The organism is uncultured Gimesia sp., assembly GCF_963976445.1.
In the GTDB taxonomy this organism is placed as follows: domain Bacteria; phylum Planctomycetota; class Planctomycetia; order Planctomycetales; family Planctomycetaceae; genus Gimesia.
On sequence record NZ_CAXBKP010000001.1, the window covers coordinates 1 to 21,747 of the forward strand.

At 47.7% G+C, this 21,747-nt stretch carries 15 protein-coding genes; 6 read left to right on the forward strand and 9 right to left on the reverse strand.

Annotated features, from left to right (window positions below):
• The 4 genes from AAC022_RS00005 to AAC022_RS00020 all read right to left on the reverse strand — a co-directional run.
• The coding region (locus AAC022_RS00005; RefSeq protein ID WP_339726734.1) for an ATP-binding protein at positions 1 to 1,685 on the reverse strand (1,685 nt) is incomplete at its 3' end.
• A 6-nt stretch (positions 1,686 to 1,691) separates the two neighbouring features.
• On the reverse strand, positions 1,692 to 2,279 hold the full coding sequence (locus tag AAC022_RS00010) for a DUF4194 domain-containing protein (RefSeq protein WP_339726735.1): 588 nt from the start codon (positions 2,277 to 2,279) through the stop codon (positions 1,692 to 1,694).
• The gene (locus tag AAC022_RS00015) at positions 2,272 to 3,759 is read right to left on the reverse strand and encodes a DUF3375 family protein (protein ID WP_339726737.1); all 1,488 of its coding nucleotides are present in this window, start codon (positions 3,757 to 3,759) and stop codon (positions 2,272 to 2,274) included. Before AAC022_RS00015 ends, AAC022_RS00010 begins: the two co-directional genes overlap by 8 nt.
• Before the next feature lie 747 nt (positions 3,760 to 4,506).
• The gene (locus AAC022_RS00020; RefSeq protein ID WP_339726740.1) at positions 4,507 to 4,761 is read right to left on the reverse strand and encodes a helix-turn-helix transcriptional regulator; all 255 of its coding nucleotides are present in this window, start codon (positions 4,759 to 4,761) and stop codon (positions 4,507 to 4,509) included.
• Positions 4,762 to 4,871: 110 nt separating this feature from the next.
• On the opposite strand from AAC022_RS00020, the gene AAC022_RS00025 reads away from it, so the two are divergent.
• Positions 4,872 to 5,861 (forward strand): DUF5685 family protein, encoded by a 990-nt coding sequence (locus AAC022_RS00025; RefSeq protein ID WP_339726743.1) that lies wholly within the window; start codon positions 4,872 to 4,874, stop codon positions 5,859 to 5,861.
• Positions 5,862 to 6,020: 159 nt separating this feature from the next.
• Here the strand turns inward: AAC022_RS00025 and AAC022_RS00030 are convergent, their stop codons facing one another.
• Complete coding sequence (locus AAC022_RS00030; RefSeq protein WP_339726747.1) at positions 6,021 to 7,154, reverse strand: hypothetical protein; 1,134 nt, start codon at positions 7,152 to 7,154, stop codon at positions 6,021 to 6,023.
• Positions 7,155 to 7,358: 204 nt separating this feature from the next.
• Here AAC022_RS00030 and AAC022_RS00035 point away from each other — a divergent pair, with 204 nt between their 5' ends.
• Together AAC022_RS00035 and AAC022_RS00040 are read left to right on the forward strand one after the other, a co-directional pair.
• The gene (locus AAC022_RS00035) at positions 7,359 to 8,930 is read left to right on the forward strand and encodes a tyrosine-type recombinase/integrase (RefSeq protein ID WP_339726750.1); all 1,572 of its coding nucleotides are present in this window, start codon (positions 7,359 to 7,361) and stop codon (positions 8,928 to 8,930) included.
• Positions 8,931 to 9,544: 614 nt separating this feature from the next.
• Entirely contained in the window at positions 9,545 to 12,286 is a 2,742-nt protein-coding gene (locus AAC022_RS00040) for a glucosidase (RefSeq protein ID WP_339726753.1), read from the forward strand.
• A gap of 13 nt (positions 12,287 to 12,299) precedes the next feature.
• Here AAC022_RS00040 and AAC022_RS00045 read toward each other — a convergent pair whose 3' ends face one another.
• The gene (locus AAC022_RS00045; RefSeq protein WP_339726756.1) at positions 12,300 to 13,679 is read right to left on the reverse strand and encodes an ectonucleotide pyrophosphatase/phosphodiesterase; all 1,380 of its coding nucleotides are present in this window, start codon (positions 13,677 to 13,679) and stop codon (positions 12,300 to 12,302) included.
• A 34-nt stretch (positions 13,680 to 13,713) separates the two neighbouring features.
• Positions 13,714 to 13,968 (reverse strand): hypothetical protein, encoded by a 255-nt coding sequence (locus AAC022_RS00050; protein ID WP_339726759.1) that lies wholly within the window; start codon positions 13,966 to 13,968, stop codon positions 13,714 to 13,716.
• Positions 13,969 to 14,675: 707 nt separating this feature from the next.
• On the opposite strand from AAC022_RS00050, the gene AAC022_RS00055 reads away from it, so the two are divergent.
• Positions 14,676 to 16,304 (forward strand): SPFH domain-containing protein, encoded by a 1,629-nt coding sequence (locus tag AAC022_RS00055; protein ID WP_339726762.1) that lies wholly within the window; start codon positions 14,676 to 14,678, stop codon positions 16,302 to 16,304.
• Between the two features lie 45 nt (positions 16,305 to 16,349).
• Positions 16,350 to 17,975, forward strand: a complete 1,626-nt coding sequence (locus AAC022_RS00060; protein ID WP_339726765.1) for an SPFH domain-containing protein — start codon at positions 16,350 to 16,352, stop codon at positions 17,973 to 17,975.
• A 260-nt stretch (positions 17,976 to 18,235) separates the two neighbouring features.
• On the opposite strand, the gene AAC022_RS00065 is transcribed toward AAC022_RS00060, so the two are convergent.
• Positions 18,236 to 18,937, reverse strand: a complete 702-nt coding sequence (locus AAC022_RS00065; protein ID WP_339726768.1) for a DUF1080 domain-containing protein — start codon at positions 18,935 to 18,937, stop codon at positions 18,236 to 18,238.
• Between the two features lie 226 nt (positions 18,938 to 19,163).
• Complete coding sequence (locus tag AAC022_RS00070) at positions 19,164 to 20,981, reverse strand: arylsulfatase (RefSeq protein ID WP_339726771.1); 1,818 nt, start codon at positions 20,979 to 20,981, stop codon at positions 19,164 to 19,166.
• A 346-nt stretch (positions 20,982 to 21,327) separates the two neighbouring features.
• Between AAC022_RS00070 and AAC022_RS00075 the strand changes: the two genes are divergently transcribed.
• On the forward strand, positions 21,328 to 21,747 hold the full coding sequence (locus AAC022_RS00075) for an Hsp20/alpha crystallin family protein (RefSeq protein WP_339726774.1): 420 nt from the start codon (positions 21,328 to 21,330) through the stop codon (positions 21,745 to 21,747).

Below are 21,747 nucleotides of genomic sequence, written 5' to 3' on the forward strand. Positions count from 1 at the left end.
TTTGGTTTTAATTGTAATTTGTGGTAAAGCGAACTGGCAGGAATTCGATCCCCACTGCCTACAGCAACATTACCGATACAGAGATAGTCCAGACGCAGTCCTGCCCCTCTGGCATCAGTCAGTTTCTGTTTTTCAATGTAAGCCCTCACACGAGTGTAATAGCGCTCTGGCACAAGCAAGCTGAGAGCAAACGGGCGCAGTACCATTTCAATGGCTGCTGTCCAGGAACGCTGATCGGGCTCGACGGCGATCAACTCTGCTGCATAAGGCAGTTCACTCTCGTTCAAATTCAGATCTGTACAGAGCCGGCTGCGAATTGTGGTAAACCGAGGTGGTAAATTACTGCGCTGCTGCTGTAACGCCTCCAGTTCGACGCGTTCTTCATTTAGCTGGTTTTCAACGGCTGATTTTTCCCCAATGGCAGTTTCGTGTTGATCTTTTAGGGCACCTAACTTTGGGAGATTCGTTGACAGCAGCTCCCGCAATTTAGCTTCAGCCTGTTGAAACTGATCTCGATCCCAGACTTCTTCAATCACCCCACACTGTTTGAGAGAATTGTGATAATGGTGAAAATGAGGCGTTTTCGTTTTCAGAAACACCCTTTCATTATCGATCAGTTCAGGAATTCTTCGTAACCGTTCGCCTCCAGCCTGATCAATGTCGTTTTTTAAATTCCGCACCGTTTCTCTGGTCTGCTCCAGATCCAGAGTGAGTCGTTCTAGGATGGTTTTCTGAGCCACTTCCTTTTTCTCAAGCAATTCCAACTCCGGTTCAACCACTTGAAGTTTTAATACTGGAAAACAGGATTGAGAGGCGGTATACAGAAATTGAAGCTGATCCAGTTTCTCTGCTTTAAGACGGTACTTTTTTCCAATGGAAGCAACCGGGACCAGAAGTTCCTGGGCTCTTTGCGCACGAACTAGTTCATGATGTGCATTACTGAGGTCATCAAAATGTTTCAGGAGTCCCTGAATTTTGTCCTGCCAGTTGGCTGCTTCCAGCATGTGGGATCTGATAAATGTATTCAGACTTTGAATATCTTTCACAGCAACTGTCTGATTGAACATGTTGATGGCTTTGCTTCTCATCCCAGTCTGCTTGATGAGCCATCGTTGGTATTCGGCATAAGAACGCGTCGTCTGGTAACCACACTGTTTAAGATGTTCGCGAACTTCGTCCGACTTCTGAAGGCCCTGCAGATCGGCCTTCAATTCATGTACCGCGGTGGAGAAAGCAAATACGCGGTCATCAGAGCCGTCTGATTTCAAATACAAGATTTGAGTCAAAGTGAAGGATCGATCCAGTTGCTCGTCCTTAAAGACAGCTGAGATCGCCGTCAACATATTCCCCTTTGGCCGGAGATAACGAATTACATTTCCCTGTAATTCATCAGTCGTACGGTCATAGGCTCCCTTGATATAGCTTTTGGCAGTACGTTCCGTTTTCCTGGCACCGGCTGCCACATTGTAATTTCGGGTTTTCCCATCCACTAATAATGTGAGGATGGCATCCACGAGTGTTGATTTTCCCGAACCGTTGTGCCCGACCAGCAGCGCAGTCCGCCCCTGTGGCTCAAAGCAGAATACATTTCCATCTGAACTGTCAAAGGTTCCCCAGTTGAAGACTTCCAGCTTTTGCAGCCGATAACCAGGACGATCAGGACGCATGTCGAATAAGTGCTGCATAGAAGTCTAGTCCTCTTTGCTTTCGGTCGCAGTGAGTTGATCCCGCAGACGTTCCAGTTCTTCGATGGGAATCCGCGCTTTCAATAACTTACGGACTTCCCAGGCATCTGGTTCATCCTTAATACTGCCTACAAATTTGATGTTTGCAAGTTGTTTCATGGCGGCAAGTAACTGCTTGCGTAATGTGACTTCATCGGATGTAGATGGAAAACAGGGTTTCCATAATTCGAAGAGAGAGTCTACCTCGACAACACATCGTTCGTTGTCGAGATCTTCCTCTTCAAATTTCCGGTATTCCTCACGTAAGAGAACACATAGCAAGGTCATATTATATGTCAGGGGCGTTTTTCTGAATAAACGCGGTAGTCGATCATAACCTCCGGTGCGTTCATCGTCACTAAACTGACGGAGGTAGGCGATACCTTCCGTTCGGTCAATCACTAACGACAAGCCGATCTCACAGAAATAATCCATTAAGTCTGATTCATGACTCAATAAAAGCGACCAGTGTTCCTCTTGTTCCTCATAGATTACGCCCTGCAGTAGCTGCACTGCTACTATTCCCCGTTCGCGGAATTCCGGTAATTCATTCATCGACGGCACTCCCCGAGAGACGCCCTGTTTTCTCTATCTCAGAAAGAAAAACAACTTGCGGAATCTCATAGTCCTGGGTTCCAGACTCTGATGTGATTCTGACCAGATCGAAGTCGTTTTCATGGACCTCATGCCCGCCGTCATAGGCAAGTTGAATATATCCGAGTATTTCAAGCGGGCCGTTTTCAGGAGGAAAAGCATTCAGTAAATCAGGCAGTGGTACACGATCTTTAAACTCGATTTGACTGTTAATATTGGCTCGCATGTCGTCCCAGTCAAGCCGCTGCAGTTCGGCGAGTCTTTGAAAAACATTTAGTCGTTCAACTGCATCAGGTTCTTCCTGTTTGATTTCTACCGCTTCAAATTCAATTGGTGTCTGCCAGAAAGGACGCTCCATTCCGTTATACAGATCCAGTTCCGTAAATACATTCATGGATAATTCAGGGGGAGATTCCGACTGACGCACTGCTGACGCATGGATTTCCCTTAGAACAGTTGCCAGACGCAGGCGTGTTGTACTGATGCGTGAATCCAACAGACGTCGGAGGGTGGAATTCAGGCGTCGCGTCGTTTGCTGAACCCTCGAAGCTTCTTTTGAGAGGTTGCCAATCATACCTTTGACACGAGATTTTCCCTCAGTTTGAGAGTCAAGCTCATCCAATTCGTCTAACTGTCGGATGATCTTTTCTAGTTCATCTTGCTGAGACTGTGATAGCAGCATTTTAAAAAATGCCTGGAAACTAGCGCCCTGATCTTCTTCCTTAAGTCGATCCTCGGCTGCCAGCGCAGACCCTAATATCTGCCCACGAGAGTCAACTGCCTTCGATTGCTGTTTCTGAACATTTCGAGTGATGGATTTGAAAGATTCTTCGACGGCTCGAAAATCGCCCTGCAAGGAAATCAAATCGGCGATCACATCCGAAAAACGTTCGCGAATGGCGGTCGAACTATGAGTTGAGACGATATCGCCCGCCTCGATGGACAGAATTTCTTCATCAATGCGATCTCGTTCTGATCGCAAGTGATCCAGTCGCCGTTCCCGGTCAGCAGAACCTCGAATAACAATGTCAGATAAAGTTTCAATGATGCGGGTCAATCGGGATTCTGTGCCAATAAAACCCAGTGAATGATCCATGACATCGGTAAGAAACTTCAGGACGTCTTCAGAATGCGGTGTCAGTTGAAATACGGATTCCGCATGTTGTGAATCAAAATAGCGTCTCAACCAACGCGTCTCTCCGGTAGACCATTGAGCGAGATAGACGTCAGCCTGATCACGCATGAGCTCGGGTTCTGTTTCGTGAATCTGTTCCAGATAACTCTTCAAACTTTGCACAAGCATGGAATGTGGAGTTGCCAGATTACTTTCCACCTTAAAGTGCTGATTCAGAAAATAAATGACATAAGCGGCGTGAGTTGCGCGTAGCAACTTCGCAGAAGGGTTGGTTGAAAAAAATGTGATCAAACGGTCCAGATCCATTACTGCTGTTCCCAGGTGCTTAAACCTTCATTTCATATATCTACCTTAATGTACACTTTGCTAAGACGAAATGGCACAAGAGAGTTTCGAAAAACGTCAACGAGACGAGTATTTCGATGGATTCCATAAAATGGATAAGGGCTAACAGTAGTAATGGTTTAGACTGTTGCATCGTAAGTCGATGACAGTTTTCAATCTGGAATTTCTATACATAATGGTATGTAGGTCTAAACTCGAATTGCTCTTTACTCATTACTCCACCTGAACGTAATGGTATACGCCAATTGTAACACTATTTTTAGTTGTAGATTGAAACGTGGCCCAGGGAGAAATTTCAGCTCAGGCTCTCCATTCTTTAAACGATTACAGTACCTGTAATATCGATGGTTTTTCTACTTCTGAATTGTTTGATTTTGCATATCTCAAAATCGGGATCGGACTGGGTACGGGCTGCCTGTCAGGAAACTGTAGAATGACCGATTTCTGAGGTTGAGGAATGGCAATGTGACTTGTAGTCTTCCAAGCAGATTCTGCAGGATAAAAACTGGAAAATTCCATTATTTAGGACTTGTGTGAGGCATTAGCTGAACTGGTATCAATCTGCCTGATGATATTGGAAAGGGGCGGGATGGTTTCTGACAGGGACTTGCGCAGAGTAATTCATGAAGTCCTCTTATATTTTGAAAAACGGTGTTCTATTGAGAATTTATGTCTAATTCAAAGGAAACTCTCACTAATTACGAATGCTTAATACTTTTCATTAGCAAGAATTTTTAATAGTTTTTTCACGAAGTCATTCAAAGTCACGCCAAGTGCACCACAGACATCATATAGCTCCAGAATGTCCAATCTGCGTTCCCCGGATTCGTATTTGCTGACAAATGACTGAGGCCGTCCCAGGCGTTCCGCCACATCATCCTGCCGCAGGCCTGCTTCTTCCCTTGTTTTCCGCAACAAATCGAGCAGAATCCGCTGTCGTTGCGTATATAGATTCTTCTTCAAACTCCCTGTACCTCCTAAAAATAGTACAGGGAGATTACATCCCACTTGAGGATATCCCATTACAGGATATAATGAACCGGTCAAAGTAACCTTTTACTCAAGGGGAATTAATGTTTGGAGTACTGAAACCACAACGAAAACTATTGAGTCCAGCTGAAAGCAGACGCCACATGTCAGCGTACTGCAGCCTATGCGGGCTACTAAGTAGCCAGTACGGACTGAAATCACGCATGCTAGTTGTACATGACATTGCCACCCTGTGGTGGTTACTGGAAGCACCTTCCAGTGAAAACGAGCAAAAGCTGACCATCGGGAATTGCGTACGAGGTGGAACTGGCCAGTTAGGAAAGAGAGGAGTTTCTGAACTGCAGAAGTTTTTGGCTGCAATGAGTGCTTACACCATCGGCATAAAGGTTAAGGATGACATCCAGGATGGTAGTAGTTGGAAAACACGGCTGGTAAATCGCATGTACTCAGCTCAATTTGAGAAAGCTCGGACTGATCTGGTAACAGTGGGATTCGATGTCGAGCATTTGGAGCAGATTCTGAGTACTCAGTTTGAATTGGAAAGAAAAGGAGAAAAAGATTTCCAGATCGCATCCGCGCCTACTTCTCAGGCCTATGGCCTGGTTACCAGAGAAATCGCAAAAAGATGCCATTCGCGTTTTACCGAAGAGAAGGCACAGCAGGTCGGAGAATCTCTGGGCCGTGCTGTTTACCTAACGGATGCGATTCGAGATTTCTCTCAAGACCAGGAAATATCGTTTAATCCTCTTTGTATCGAGGCAGGTCCGAAGAACCATACGTTGCCACCTGATCTAAAAGACAAGGTTTTGACCTATGTCGGTTCGCACTTGAGTGAAGCTGGCATCTTTGTAGCCCAGGTTGGTGAAGAACTGAAGCGATCTTGGCATGCTGTAGAGCGTTCACTCTTGGCAGCTGCTGGTATCAATGACCAGAAGAGTATCACACTCTATTCCAGTTGTTGTATTCCATGTGGTGATGGCGCCATCATTGTTGATGGTGATGAATGTGGTAAAGCGATTTCTGGTTGTATTTGCGGCAGTATTTGCTGCTGCTTCGCTTGTAACTGTATGTGAATCAATATTGGCACAAAGAATCACCTAAATTTTGGGCAAAAACGTGTCATAATACTAAGGATGAGGAGTGTTAGCTATTGTTAAGAACATGAAAGCTAATAATACCCGGCTGAATACTCGTTATCATCGGGTTTACCAGCTGGCTATTCTCATAAACAATCACTCCGTTTCTGGAAGTGGACTATCGATATCGACGGCCTTAATGCAGCGATTCAATCGGCGTTTAAATTCTAGTCTGATTTTTTTGGTACTTTCGAATTTTCGATCCAACACAGTACCATCGAGCGCTTTCCCTTCCAGAAATTCTGTAAACGCCATATCAATTTTTTTAACCTTCCGATTCAGGCGTCCTTTGTATCTGGCGTTCAAACCACATTCTAAGAAAGTAAACATCTTCAACATTGTCGCAAATCTTTCGTACCCCCATTTCTTTCTATCCTTGCTGTTTTTGTCCAACCAACCATTAAGATGTTTTTTATGACCATACAACAAATGATATTTTGCAATATCATGTAGCTTCAGATCTTGATCTGCGAGAAGATACCAGGGAACGAAAAGAGTGACTCCCGATCCAGCAAAAACATCCTGTCTATACTGAGAATATCCAACTGGATTTGAATGCATTGGTAATGGTAGATGAGGGGTAGTTAATGTCTCCAGGCTCCAATCGTAATAAAACCGTGTGTATTCTGCATAAAACGGTCTTTGATTTGTTGGGATGGGAGTCGAGTCATTTATCATGTCCATTGGAGGAATGATTGGTAACTCGCCTCGTTTTTTTATCTGGCCCTCCCACTGATCAATAAAAGCTGCTTTCTGAATCTGAAATTCGAGGCTTGTTACTAACCAGCCTGCGTATCCTTTTTGCCGCTCATTTGCATTGACTTTATATTGTTCCTGTTGCTTAACATAATTGTTGATTGTTAGATCTGAACAGCCATAGCTTTTCATATCCTCAATAGTTGCTTCTTGTAATTTCTGATTGACTCGGTCATGTTCCTCTTGGAGTTTAATTACAGCTTCACTCACTGGAGGAAAATACTCTTGGAGTAGTGGATAATGGAAAGGTTGTTTTAAATAGAGCCCCATACCAGCAATCTCATTCAAATCATACTCAAACTTGAGATCTTCTTTAGACCAGAGACTAGGAAGATGTTTTTTGATAGCTTTGATAAGGCCAGTTGGTAAAGAGTAAACGGTATCATCATCTAAGCAAGGCTGTTTAGGATAGCGATTTTTTAACTCTTCCCATGCTATAATATTTTCTACTGGGCTAACAGATTTTTGAGCCACGTAATATCTCCTTTGACTAAGCTGCTAAAATATAAAGGAAAAAGAACGAAATCTAATAGTTTAATCAGTATTTATAATCACAAAACCCTATAAGCATCAAAATGAGGGAAACGAATTCCAAAACGTTTCCCTCGATTATATTCCATGTGCTTGCGATAGTTTTACCAGATCAAATAATTCCTTTTTAATTATCTGGTAAGTTTGATGCATACTGATAAACACAGCGATCGTGACACGACGCCCGAAACTGACGAAAGTCAGATAATAAATTCTCCTGACAACTCCGAAGAAACCGTTCAAAAGACTCAGTCCGATGATCGTAAAATGGTTCGTTCGGAACTCATGGGAGCTCACACGCATGAAACAAGTGTCGGAGTCAACCTCCATATATGGGAACGAAATGGTATTAAACTAGCGCGCGGCCGCTATGAAAGAAGGGCTTTTGGAGAAACGCTCGGAGCAGATCCAAAAGAAGCCAAATCAAAACTAATACAACTGATACATAAGCTTGAGTCAGGATCATTCGTGCCCCCCAGTGAAGCGCGTAAGAAGATGTTAAAAACAAAGAAAATTCCCAATCTAACTCTACGCGAGCTTTATGATAGATTTCTGACTGAAAAGCGTAAGCTAGTGGGAGAAAAGACTGCCAGAACCTATTTCAATCGGCTTGCTCCGATCTTGGATTTTGCGGAATTAACTCGATCGCTTAAAAAATGGCCCATTGCACAAACAATCGATAGAGAATTTGCTCTTGAACTACTTGAATTTCTGTTCAACCGTAAAGTTACAAGAAACGGTAGTGCAAATGCTCCGACTAAATTAATATCATCAAGGCATATTAATAACTGCTTGGAGACATCAAGGATGGCCTTCAACTGGGCTTGTAGAGCTGATATACGCAATCTTCCCCCCGATTTCGTCAATCCTGTTACTCATGACCTTTTTGAAAAATCATTCAATAAAGACCCGCTTCGTGATTGTGTTTTTCCACTTGAGCGAAGGGTTGAGCTCTTAAATGCCATGGATGACTGGCAATTCAAAACTCTGAGCATAATATTCGTTTTGTCCCTCCGTTTAGAAGATGTTGAAGGGCTCATCATTGGTGATGTGGACTTCAAAAAACAGCAGGTATTTTTCGGGAGTCGATTTGGTGGATCAGATTTTAACAAAGGAAAAGTTAATGTTAAAATTCCATTACCGGATGAGCTGATGCCTTTATTACGGATGTCGGTGGGAGAGCGTTTGGAAGGCCCCCTTTTCCTAAATCGAAAAATATGTCAGGGTAAAACTTCGAGAAAATATACGTTTAATTCAACTTCAAATTTAGAACAACAGTATCAAGATGAATTGTCTAAAGCACCGAAAGGATCTGTTCTGAATAGCCAGGATAGGAAAATTGTATTTCGTAAATTCTTGAAAAAAGCTGGTGGCATCACCAGTCCCTATGTGGGAAAACAACTGCGTCAGGTGATTGGGAAAGCTGAGTTAGGTAAACCTCATGACTTTCGCGGTTCCATTACGCAGGAGATGAAAGAGGCTGGAATACCATTATTAGAATTACGATACCTTACAGAACATAGTGTGAATGATATTATCAACGTGTATTCCCCCGTGAATCCTGAGCAAGAGATCGTTAAGTATTACGACAAGATCAGACCTCTGCTGGAAGCGATTAAGACCCGCACAGAACAACTTATAATATCGGAAAAAAGTACTTGTCAGAGTCGCTCTAATGCAGTACAAGATACATTACCTGAAGGTGGTCAGGATGTTTAAATTCGGTTGGTGCACCGCTGGTGCACAATTGGTGCAAACACCAAACAGCTGAATGAAGTGTGTGGTTGCAGAACCGATAAAACATCGAAGTAAGCAACTGTTTTATTTTCAATTAGTTACGCACCATTGGGTTTATTTTTGTCGCGTTGAAATCAGGTTTGAAACCACCAATGCGGAGAGTCCCCCTCTCTCCGCATCCAAAGAAAACTGGCTCGCAAACACTTTAACCCCTTATGTTTGCGAGCCAGTTTTTTTTGTGGATTCAAGCATAGATTGCTTGGAATAGACAACGAGCAGGATTTTCCGCTTCATCCCGCTCCCTGTTTCAATGCAGTCGAGTCGATGCGGTATGCTATTGGTAATACTTCATAGAACCTTTATGATTCATTCGCTACCGATGTCTCGTATCGTTGTTTTTCAACCTGCTGGTATTCAATACGACAAGCCCTGATCAGCGCTATCGAGTCGGAACGAGATTCGCATTACTTGAATCAGAAACAAGTGATCGAGCAAAAACGCTTCTTTCTGTATCAGGAAGCATTTTTCCTGCGCACATCCTGCAAATTTATCAGGCAAACCTACCTCTGCCTGACAGTTGAAAAGTTAAAATATTTATGCCAGAACCGGAATGGGAACGTCTTGCCTCAGAGTCACGTCGTGAGTCGAGTGCGAACTGGAAACGCTGGGGGCCTTATCTGGCGGAGCGGCAATGGGGCACGGTACGCGAGAGTACCGCTGACGAAGACCCGTGGCTCGATTTCACCCATGAAGAAGCGACCTGGCGCACCTATCGCTGGGGGGAAGATGGCCTGCTGGGAATTTGCGACCGTCAATGTCGGCTCTGCTTCGGTCTGGCTTTGTGGAATGGGAAAGATCCGATTCTGAAAGAGCGACTGTTTGGTCTGACGGGTCCAGAAGGCAACCATGGCGAAGATGTCAAAGAGGCCTATTACTATCTCGATTCCACGCCGTCCCATTCGTATATGAAAGCGCTCTACAAATACCCGCAGGCCGAATTTCCGTATGCCGAACTACGCGAAGTAAACTCACAGCGCACTCGAGAAGAGCCCGAGTATGAACTGACCCACACAGGCATCTTTGACGAAAGCCGTTATTTCGACGTTCAGATGGAATATGCCAAGGCGGCCGACGAGGACATATTAATCCGGGTTACCATTTTCAACCGCGGGCCAGAAGATGCGCCGCTCCACTTCCTCCCTTCATGGTGGTATCGCAATACTTGGAACCCGACACTCGAGCGTCCCGATAAAAAACCGAGCCTGTCCCAGTTGGCAGACAACCAGCTTTTGGCCCGACACGGATCACTCGGTGATTTTCATCTTTACGCCGATGTTGGCCCAGATGGTGAACTCCCCCAATGGCTGTTTACCGAAAACGAAACCAACACCTGGCGATTCGATGATCCCAACAGCAGGCGTCCTTCCTGCAAAGACGCGTTTCACTTAGCGGTTGTCGATGGTATAGAAGGAGTTCTCAATCCCCGTCCTGCAGGCACCAAAGCGGCGGCCCATTTTCAGTGCACGATTGCAGCGGGTGAGTCAGTGCAATTTCGTCTGCGGATGTCGTCGGTCGATGAACTACCCGGACATGCATTTGGTGACGGGTTCGACGACGCCATGGAACTGCGGATTGCTGAAGCGGATCGCTATGCACAATCGCTGGTTTCACCGGGACTTTCAGAAGACGAACAACAAATTATGCGGCAAGCGGATGCCGGATTACTCTGGACGAAACAGTTCTATCATTACGAGATTCCCCGCTCTTTGAAAAACCGTAAGAACGGAGAAGCGGAATCCGTTCCACCGTTGCCTGGCGCGCCGGGCAGTCGGAATGCCGACTGGGGTCACTTATACAATCGCAATATTATTTCGATGCCCGACAAGTGGGAATACCCCTGGTACGCGGCCTGGGATTCAGCCTTTCATTTGATTCCCTTTGCCAAAATCGATCCCTTTTTCGCGAAGGATCAGGCGATTTTATTTCTCCGCGAATGGTATATGCACCCCAATGGTCAACTGCCGGCCTACGAGTGGAACTTTAGCGACGTGAACCCGCCGGTTCATGCCTGGGCCTGTTGGCGCGTTTATCAAATGACCGCTTCCAACGGCGATCGCGACCGCAACTTCCTGGAACGGGTATTCCAGAAGCTGTTGCTCAATTTTACCTGGTGGGTCAATCGGAAAGATATCCGCGGCAAGCATGTCTTCAGCGGCGGGTTTCTGGGGCTGGATAATATCGGGATCTTCGATCGTTCAAAGCCTTTACCCACCGGCGGGCACCTGGAACAGGCCGATGGAACTGCCTGGATGGCCTTCTTCTGTTCCAGCATGCTGTCGATTGCGTTTGAACTGGCCGATGATAATCCTGCCTACGAAGATATGGCCTCGAAGTTCTTCGAGCATTATGTTTCGATCGCCGAAGCAATGAACTCGCTTGATGGCACTGGGCTTTGGGATGAAGAAGACGGCTTCTACTACGACCATCTCCATCTCGATGGGCGTAGTATCCCGCTGAAAATCCGCTCGATTGTGGGGCTGATTCCGTTGTTCACAGTCGACGTGCTGTTTGATGAGACAATCGACAAGCTGCCCGGTTTTCGCAAACGAATGGAGTGGTTCCTGCAGAGCCGCCCTGACCTGGCCAAATTCATGACTTACATGGAACGTGATACAGAAACCACCGACGGTGGACGCCGCCTGTTGGCGATTCCCACACGAGATCGTCTGATGCGAATGTTGCGTTACCTGTTGGACGAAGACGAATTTTTGTCGAACTACGGCATTCGCTCTCTGTCCAAATACCACGAAGAACATCCATTCGAATACGAACTGAACGGCGAGATGCTGCGGGTACAGTACCAGCCGGCTGAGTCGGACAGCGGCCTGTTCGGTGGAAACTCGAACTGGCGCGGCCCGATCTGGTTCCCGCTCAACTATTTGTTGATCGAAGCACTGGAACGCTATCACATGTTTTATGGCAAGTCGCTGCGGGTCGAATGTCCCACGCGATCTGGTAACTATATGGACCTTCAGGAAGTGGCTGACGAAATTCGTAAGCGACTTTCAAAATTGTTTCTTTCGAATGAAGAAGGTGATCGTCCCAGTTACTTTAGGACCGATGTTTTGTTGAACGACCCACACTGGCGCGACCTGGTATTGTTCTATGAATACTTCGACGCGGAGACAGGCCGCGGCCTGGGGGCCAGCCACCAGACCGGTTGGACTGCTTTGATTTCACCAATTCTGGGCACACTTGCCAGTCGCGGTCAGCCCCAAAAACAGAGTGATTCCACCGCTGGTACAAAGCCCGCTGAAGAAGAAAAACATCGATTTTAAGAACCGGTTAAAATTAGTCTTCCTGCAGGGCTGGGGTAAGTGGTTTGCCTTGGGCGGTGGGAAGTTTGACTCCCAGCAAACGGGCGATCGTCGGAGCCACGTCGAGACTTTGGATCTTGCCGAGTTTGGTGCCGGGCTTGATGCCGTGACCTGAGATGACCAGAGAACCGAGCATGTCTGGCTGATCGGGAAGATACCCGTGGGTCCCGCCAGGGGTCTTACGTGGTGTCACCACATCGTCGCCTGAATCGCTGTTTGTGAATGAGTAGCCGGACTTTGCTGCCAGCCACAGATCCGGGGCACGGGAATCCTGTTCGGGAGTCGGCTGGCCGAGCTTTGTGTATTCATCTGCATCAAGCACCGCCTGCACGCCCTCGATGGCTGCAAGTTTTTTCTTCAGATTTTTGATTGTTTCTGCTCGATTCGTATCATCCAGAATGTAGACCATGCAGGCACCGCCTTGCGACAGACAATAGACCTGTTTTTTCTCCTTAGACAACAGTCCCTGCTGTTTGAGCAGAACATTCGGTCGGATGTCTTTCGTGATCGGGAAGAAACCATGATCGCTGGCGATGACCAGTGTTGTCTTGTCACGATGCGGAGAGAGCTTTATCGCTTCGACAATATCTCGCAGACGGTCATCGGCATAGCTGACCGACCAGTAGGCTTCAGGAGTCTTAGGACCATACTGGTGTTCCACATGGTCGACCTCGACGAGGTGAATCAATAATAAATTGGGCGGATGGTTCTGAAATAGATGCCGCGTCATGCGAGTATAAAGCCAGTCCCGTTTCACGCCGCCCCCTTTTTCCCCAGTCCATGAACCGTGCAGATCAACGGGAAGACCGGCTTGCCGCAGTTCTTCCAGCCAGATCTGGGTGCCGTACTTCGGCCATGCTTCTTTGCCAAACATATCCGGGACCGTCCAGTCGAGCGTACGGGCATTTCGCGTTGCAGGCCAGACAATTCCGGCAGTGACCAGTCCCGCCCGATGAGCGACGTCATAAATTGTAGGTACTTTGACAATCTGATCTTTGTCGAACAGCGGATCGGGAATAAACGCCACCGACGTGGCACTTTTACGATCCAGATAGTTATTACCGATGACACCATGTTTCGCGGGGGTGGTACCAGTCACGAGTGTTGTATGGTTGGGCCAGGTGACGGTAGGAAACGAGCAGACCATGCCTCCCTCCGCACGGGCTCCCTCCTGAGCGAGTTTTCTCAGCGTAGGCATCTGAGCCAGGGGATCATCCAGATAGAAGTTAGCCAAGCCATCCACGCTCACAAGAATCACACAACGGTCGTCATGAGGCTCGGCTGCTTGAGAAACCGTTCCCAGATGAAACAAGAACGTCCAGGCCAGAATGAAAACCACAAATTTTTCGCGCATTAGAGGATGTCTCCCAGGTTTGTAATCAGATCGCTTAATGTCTCGTCCCATCTCGGCGGACAGGCTTCTCTCCATTGTGCTGCCCCTGCTGAGGCATTGCAACCGAAGGCTGAGTCTGTTGTCCACGAATTACTGGTTTCGGATACAGGCTTCCACTTCCCGGATTTGTTCCTGCCTGTTTTGTGCTACCGGTGGAAAATGACGCGGTACGAGCACTTTGCCAGTTGTGATCCGCATGACTGTAATTGATGAAATAGAAATACCTAGCGCATAAAAAAACCGCTGTCATCTCTGACACCGGCCACTCAGCTCCGTAAGCGTGCGAATCGCAGTTCCCCGTTGGCAGGATGCCGCAGCCCAACGGCCTTGGCCCTCTTAATTCGAAGTTCACCCTCGGTTACGAAGCTGCCTTCCAATACTGATGCTTACCCGTACCATCTACCCTCCTCTCTTAGCAACTCATTCCGCGAGCCGGATGGCGGGACCGAATCTCGCGCCCCTTTTCGCATCCTTGCCTCCCTCTCTCCTCTCATACTTATTACGAAATAGTGGAGCTGAATGCTGGAAGAATTGCCGTTGATTCGATTGAAACACTTTAAATTCCGCCTTGAGTTCAAACAACGCCCGAATTCTTTCACGACAATCTCATTTGAATTCAAGAAATAGAAGAACTCGCCTTCCCTGTCTGATTATTTTTGATCTCTGAGCCCCCTTTTGCGTTTTCAATAGTAGTACTAACTGTGATTTATTACCGAGCCTTTACCAAAAGTGATAAGACACTACCATTTAACAGCTTACATCATTCAACCAACACTATACATGTTCACAACTGGTGCCATAGATCATGATTGCTCTTACAAGCTTTGGAAACTATTGTAACCTCGCAGTACAGATCACGAAAATATTGACTTCTTCACGACTAAGAGAAAATACATAGCAAGGGCCGACTCAGAGAGTTCTGCAGAAGCCGGCATCAACACAACAGGAGGAACAGACATGAGAGACGCGTATCAGACAAAAGCCAGAGTGCTTTGGATCAAGTTTGGAATCACAGGGCTTTTTCTGGGAGGATTATTTCTGGTCATTGGTGGATACATCGTTTACACGCAATTTCGCATCGATGTGCCTGCGAAACATTTTGCCGTCTTAACGAAAAAAACGGGGATTGACCTTACGAATGATCAGGAAATCTCGCCGGATACGACAATCAAGGCTGCGGTTCACAAAGGCCTGCAGCGTGAACTGCTGCCAGAAGGACGCTACTTTTTTAACTGCTACCACTGGCACTGGGAAATTTATCCGATGGTTGAAATCCCGGCTGACTCGATGGGAGTTCGCATTCGCCTGTATGGCGAGGATCTGCCGCCCGGAGATTTCATGTCAACCAGCGATAAACACAAGGGGATCATCAAAGAAGTCCTCAAGCCTGGTCGCTATGCGATCAACGCGATTGTGATCGACAGAACAACCAAGAAACCAATCGGGCGGCCCCGATCGAAGAGTGATTTCATCGAGATCATCGAACTCTGGGAGCCCAAAGTGATTCCGGCTGGCTATAAAGGCATCGTTACCGATCTGGCTGGTCCCATGCCTGATGATCCCAATCAACTGCTGGTGGAAGACAATCACCGAGGCCCCCAAGAAGCGACATTGGACGAGGGGACGTATTATCTGAATCCCTATACCATTCGAATCAACGCCATCGACACACGTTCGCTGCGGTTCGACCTTTCTCAAGGGGGCGATATGATGTTTCCCAGTAAGGACGGTTTTCCAATTACGCTCGATGGTGTGATTGAGTTCCGCGTGATTCCGGAAACGGCGGCTCAAACCTATGTGACCTATAACGATATTTCCAACGATGAACTCGGTTCGACTGCGATTGCGGACGAAATTATCAATAAGGTCATCATGCCGAATGCCCGCTCGTTCTGTCGTTTACGTGGTTCCAACACGAGTGCTCGTGAATTCATCGGTGGTGAAACCCGAGCAGCCTTCCAGAAAGAGTTTCAAACAAAAATCACCGAAACCTGTAAGGAGCAAGGCATTGAAATTGTACAAGCGCTGATCACCACGATCACGCCGCCCCAGGCAATTGCCCAACCGTTACGTGATCGGGAACTTGCCGTTCAGAAGAAGGGGCAATACAAACAGGAAACGTTGCAGAAAGAACAGGAAGCGATCCTGGCAACCGAAACCGCGTTGATTGAACAAAAGAAAGACCTGATTACCGCGGAACGTGAGATCATCAAGAAGATCACACTGGCGAAACAGGAACAAGGAGTCGCGCTTGAAGAAACGGAACGCGACAAAGAAGTGGCTCAAGAAGAACTCGAAGCCGCCAAAGACCAGGCTCTGGCGATTCTCGCCAAAGCACGTGCGGAAGCGGCCGTGATCGGATTTGAAAACGTTGCCGATGCCGCCGGCTGGAAACGGACTGTGGAAGCCTTTGGTGGTGATGGATCCAGCTTTGGCCGCTATGTGCTTTATCAGAAGCTCGCACCGGGCTTTAAAAAGATCATGACCAATACAGCGAACTCTCCACTGATGAGGGTGTTTGATAATTTTGTGGATGAAAAGCAGGCGACACCTCAACCTGCTCTCTCAAAATCGTCAGGCAACTAAGTCCGTCTATCGTTACATAAAACTATTCTCATCAGGAGAAGACTCATGAATAATATCAAAATATTAGCCATCCCCATTACGATCTTTCTGCTGTTGCTCATTATGGCTGGCCTTGCCTTGCACTGGACATTAGACCGGATCTATGTCAATGAAGGTCAGAGCCTGCAGCTGCGTTACAAAGGCCCGCTCATCTTTGGAAGTCGAAACAAAGCCGAACCGGGTATGTGGGCTAAAAAGGGACAGATGGGAGTACAAGCCGAACTTCGCGGTCCCGGACGGCACTTTTACAGTCCGATCTGGTGGGAACGCAAAATTGTCGATGATATTGTGATCAAGCCCGGTGAAATCGGTGAAGTCACCTGCAAACTGGGAAAGAATCTGGAAGGATCTAACTACCTCGTCGAAGGTGACATCGGAAACACGGAACATAAGGGTGTGCTCCGCAAAGTGCTACATCCCGGACGCTACCGAATTAATCCGTACGGATACACGGTCGAAGTGAAAAAGCGAATTGATTTCACATCCGGCCAATCCAGTAAAGTCGCTGGCTGGGTTGAGATTCCCACCGGATATGTGGGCGTGGTGACTCAGTTATCTGATAATCCGACTAGAGATGTCAAAAAGGGAGTTCAGAAAAAAGTGCTTCCCCCCGGGAACTACCCGGTCAACGGGCGTGAGCAGCAAATCGATATCGTAGAAATCGGATACCGTCACAGCACCATTCGAGTGGAAGTCAAGCGTGATGCCGCGGGCAACACTGTTGTCGACGAAAACGGCGAACCCCTCATTGCTGATATGCACAGTGGGATTGCCTTTCCCAGTGCGGATGGTTTTCCGATGCACATTGACTTCACCGGAATCTGGGGCTTGATGCCCAGCCAGGCCCCCCACGCGGTCCAAACATTCGGAAACGTGGATCAGGTCGAGAAAAAAGTCGTGCTACCGCAGATCGAATCCATCTGCCGTAACAATGGCTCGGAATACAAAGCCGTCCAACTGCTGGTGGGTAGCGACCGAGAGGTCTATCAGAGTACCTGTCTGGAACAGTTCCATGGTGTGCTGGACGACAAAGAGATTACGCTATTGTACGGTCTGGTTCGCCACGTCTACATTCCTAAAGAGGTACGTGAACCAATTCAGATGGCCTTCATTGCGGATGAAATGAAACTCACCCGTGAAGAAGAACAATCGACCGCCAAGGGAGAAGCCCAACTGCGTGAAGCGGAAATCAAAGTCGGTCTGGCGACGGATACGGTGGACGCAGACACCGAAAAGCAAGTGGAAGAAGCAAAAGCTGGCGGCGAGCGACAGGCTGCTAAGATTCATGCCGAAACGGGAAAACTGGTCGCAGCGATCAACAAAGAAACCGAAGAGTTGAAAGCGCAGGCTGCCACAATTCTAGGTGAAGCCACAAACAGCGGCAAACAAATGGTAGAAGAATCCAAAGCGGACCGGTTTAAACTCGCTGTGGAAGCATTTGGATCAGCCAAAGCCTACAACGACTGGTACTTTGCCACGAACCTGCCTGAGAATATCGACCTCAACTTCCTGTATGCAGGCGAAGGAACACTGTGGACCGACATGAGCGGAGTCAGTGGCGGATTCGGTGTGCGTGCGACGATTCCTCTGAAGCCGGCAGCAAATACCGTGCAACGCACAGGTTCAAAGTAGTAACTGATGGTTAACAGAAATGTGGAAGCATTAGATGGGACCTGTTTCTCATTTGATTTTCCTAGCACGAAAGACACGATATTCATTTTGAATGGGTTTGTTTTTTCGTGCTTTTAGTGTCTTTCATGGTAGTAAATTTCTCTATTTACTGATCGCGATTCACTTGGGTAACAAATAGTACTGACGAGCGCACAAAAAAAGTCTGCGTCGCGGGATGAGACTCCTGCGGCACAGACTTTTGGTATTTTATCCTGCCAGTTTTATTTCAGTTCTTTGATTTTGATGTTGCGCCAGCTGACCTGCTTGCCGACTTTCTGGGCATCATTGCCGACGCCATGTACCTGGAGGGCGATGAAACCTTCGGGAGTCAGACCATCTTTGAGGTCGGCGGCGGGTACGCCGTTAATCCAAGTCTTGATAGAATCACCTTTGCAGACGATCCGGTAATGATTCCACTCGTTCTGCTTGAAGGCCTTCTGGGCGGCTTCGTTTTTGGCGAGATTATTTAACCAGCCACGTCGACTTTCATCGTAAATTCCGCCCGACCAGGCACGTTTGGAAGGATCAATTTCGACCTGATAGCCGTGGACACGACCGGCGGGAATTTTCTTCTTGGTTTCTTTGCCGTTCGCATCTTTGATGTTAAGAACTTTGTCCTCATCAAACACATTACTGCGAATCTGGATACCTGAGTTCAATAGCGGATCGACCTTGAAATCGACTTCCAGTTCGAAGTCGTCGTACATCTTCTTCGTGCAGAGAAAGCTGTTGGGCGTTTTGGGAACCGAGGTGCCTACGATCATGTCATCAATGATTTCGTATTTGGCTTTCCCGCCTTGCTGAACCCAGCCATCAAGCGTCTTGCCGTCAAACAGAGGGGTGAAGCCTTTGTCTTCGGCGTAGGTTGTTACGTTGACGAGTAATGCGATGCAGATCGCGGAAAAAGTCAGGTGGTGTTTCATGGTGTATCCATCAGGTTAGGTGATTTAAAAAAGTAACAGACTCAACATCTCGTGAGAGAGTATTATGACTTGTTAACCAGGACGATTCCAGTCATTTGAGACAGTTTCCGAATGTATTACAGGCGGCTTGAATGATCCCGGAGCCTGTCCCTTCGATCGTAGAGTCTTGTGTTTTACACAAGCAGTCTTTGATATTAAAGCTTCGTCGTGCAACAAGACGCAACGCTTATTGAACCCTTCTGAGAATCAGTAAGCGAAAATCCATGACCTGGCTGCCTGGAATCTCCAGCGCACGCAGGGTTAACAAACCGGTTCCTTGTGACAATTTCATTTTCCCGAGCACCATCGGTTTGAAGTCTTTAACAAACGATTCTGACCGTTTAGCACGGTCCTGCGCTGCACCTTGCAGAGGTGGGTCGTGGCCCTTAGTGATCTTCCCCTTTAACTTGCTGCCGTTGAAACTCAATTCAACAGTCGAACCGACGTCATCCTGGGGACAGGTATAGTACAGCACCGCTTCATAAGTGCCTCCTTCGACGACTTCCGCATCCCAGGTGATGCTGTCCTCGGTGCTGGTCCAATGATAGAAGAAAGAACAGTTGGGGTGTCTGGACGAGCGTTTGATTTCACCATGCGAAATGGCATCGCGGGCTGGCAGCTGTGTGGTTGGTGCGCCACCATAGCCGATTAGAAATGGTCGAGCTATTTTTTGAAAGCCATGGGGCCAGACAGACTTCTTCCAGTCTGCAACGGCCCGTTTCAATTTTGCAGTCACCTCAGGCTTCTGTTTCGCGATGTCTTTTCGCTGGCCGGGATCTTGAATCATGTCATATAGTTCGCCTTTCTGTGACAGGCGATACTGATCAGTCCGAACACTGACCCGCTGACGCATGCTTGAAAAGATCATACGGTCAGGCCAGGCTGAGGCTGAATTCATCATCAGCGGTTTGAGACTGACTCCATCAATGGGTTTCGGTTCAGGTCGCGGAATTCCCGCCAGATCAGTCAGCGTGGGGAGAAGGTCAATTGCACCGGTGACCTGATCGACCTCACGACCGGCCGGCACGTGGCCCGTCCAGCGGATAACGAACGGTGAGCGGACTCCCCCTTCGTCGAGCGAACCTTTTTTGCCTTTCATATCCCCATTCCAGCGAAATCCGTTGGGGCCGTTGTCGGAGAAATAGATCACAATCGTATCGTCGGCGATCCCCAGGCTGTTCAGTTTTTTGAGCACACGCCCGACGTTCCAGTCAACGTTTTCACACATCGCCAGAGCGGCACGGAGGTGATCGGGCTGTTCTTTACCAGGCTCCCGATTGTGCATCTCCAGTTTTTTATCCGCAAAGCGATCCCAGAAACGATCGGGCACCTGCATGGGAGAGTGAGGTGTGCAGTAAGGAATGTAAGTAAAAAAGGGCTTGTCGTTTTGAACCTGTTTCTCGATAAACGCCAGCGCCTTGTCTGTCAGGTCATCCGTGATGTAGCCGTTCCCCTTCACAAAGGTGCCATTATGATCCAGCATGGGGCTGAAGTAGTGGCCCCAGTGCCCGGAGGTAAAGCCGTAATACTCCTCAAATCCCTTTGCATTGGGATGGTTCGGATACTGCGTTCCGTTGTGCCATTTTCCAAACGCCCCGGTTGCATAACCGGCTTTCTTGAAGACTTGCGCTATCGTGAATTCATCTGAATTGAAACGCTCTTCGCCTTTAGAGACTCCCGTGGTCCCCGTGCGCGCGTGGTAGCGTCCAGTGAGAAAAGCAGCTCGCGTAGGAGCACAGACCGCGCCGACATAAAAGTGGTTAAACCGTACGCCATCGCGGACCAGTGAATCAATATTCGGCGTATGTAGATTCGTATTTCCGTTGTGGCTTACATCGCCCCATCCCTGATCGTCAGCCAGAATCACAACGATATTCGGATGCGACGTTTTTTCTCCTGCGAAATCGGATGAGGAACCCTTAGTTTGTATTTGGGGCTTCTCTTCTGCCGACAGGCTACCGGTCAGAACGCAAACCAGCAGACCCAGTGTGAATACATGTTTCATTTTGATGCTCTTGTTGAGTAAAGAGGAAGCTCTCATTAATTAACCGGATGATATTCAGGGCCATGGATGTAAAACGTCAAGCATTTCAACTGCAATGATTCCAATGATACTGAACCAGGTTCTCAAGCTGTAGCGAAATCCCGTTTTTTCTACAAAGTGAACTGCGTCTGCTTTCACGTTCACTGAGTTCTTTAAGCATGTCTGGTCCCAACGGGAGATTGAAACCAACTTCTTGTTAGCAGGTTTGACTGTTGTAGACGAGCATGTCAGATCCGGGTAGACTATTCAGAGTAGTTGCTCCTGTTTACATGCTACTGATTCTTGATTTTTCTTAACAGGTGATCCCATGTCGCATTTACCCTGGAAACCGATTCGATTGCGGAATCTGGAACAGCAGATCGATCAGGCCTTTGATGAACTGATACACGGTCAATGGGGGCTTACGAGCCCGACCGGTGCCTGGCAGCCGGACATCGACCTTTATGAAACGACGGACAGTTATCTTGTGGAAGCGGATGTTCCTGGCGTTCCCCCCGAGGAGATTCATGTGGAAGTGGATCAGCATTCGCTGACGATCTCCGGCACGAGGCATGCGGGCTGTGTGGAGAAATCGGCACAAGGCGTCTGTATTGAGCGCCGCAAAGGGAGTTTTCACCGTCGTTTTTCCTTGGAACATGCGGTCGACCCCCACCATGTAAAACGCGAAAATCAGTCTGGTACGCTGATACTGAGAATTCACAAACTGAAACTCAAACAGCAACCCTGA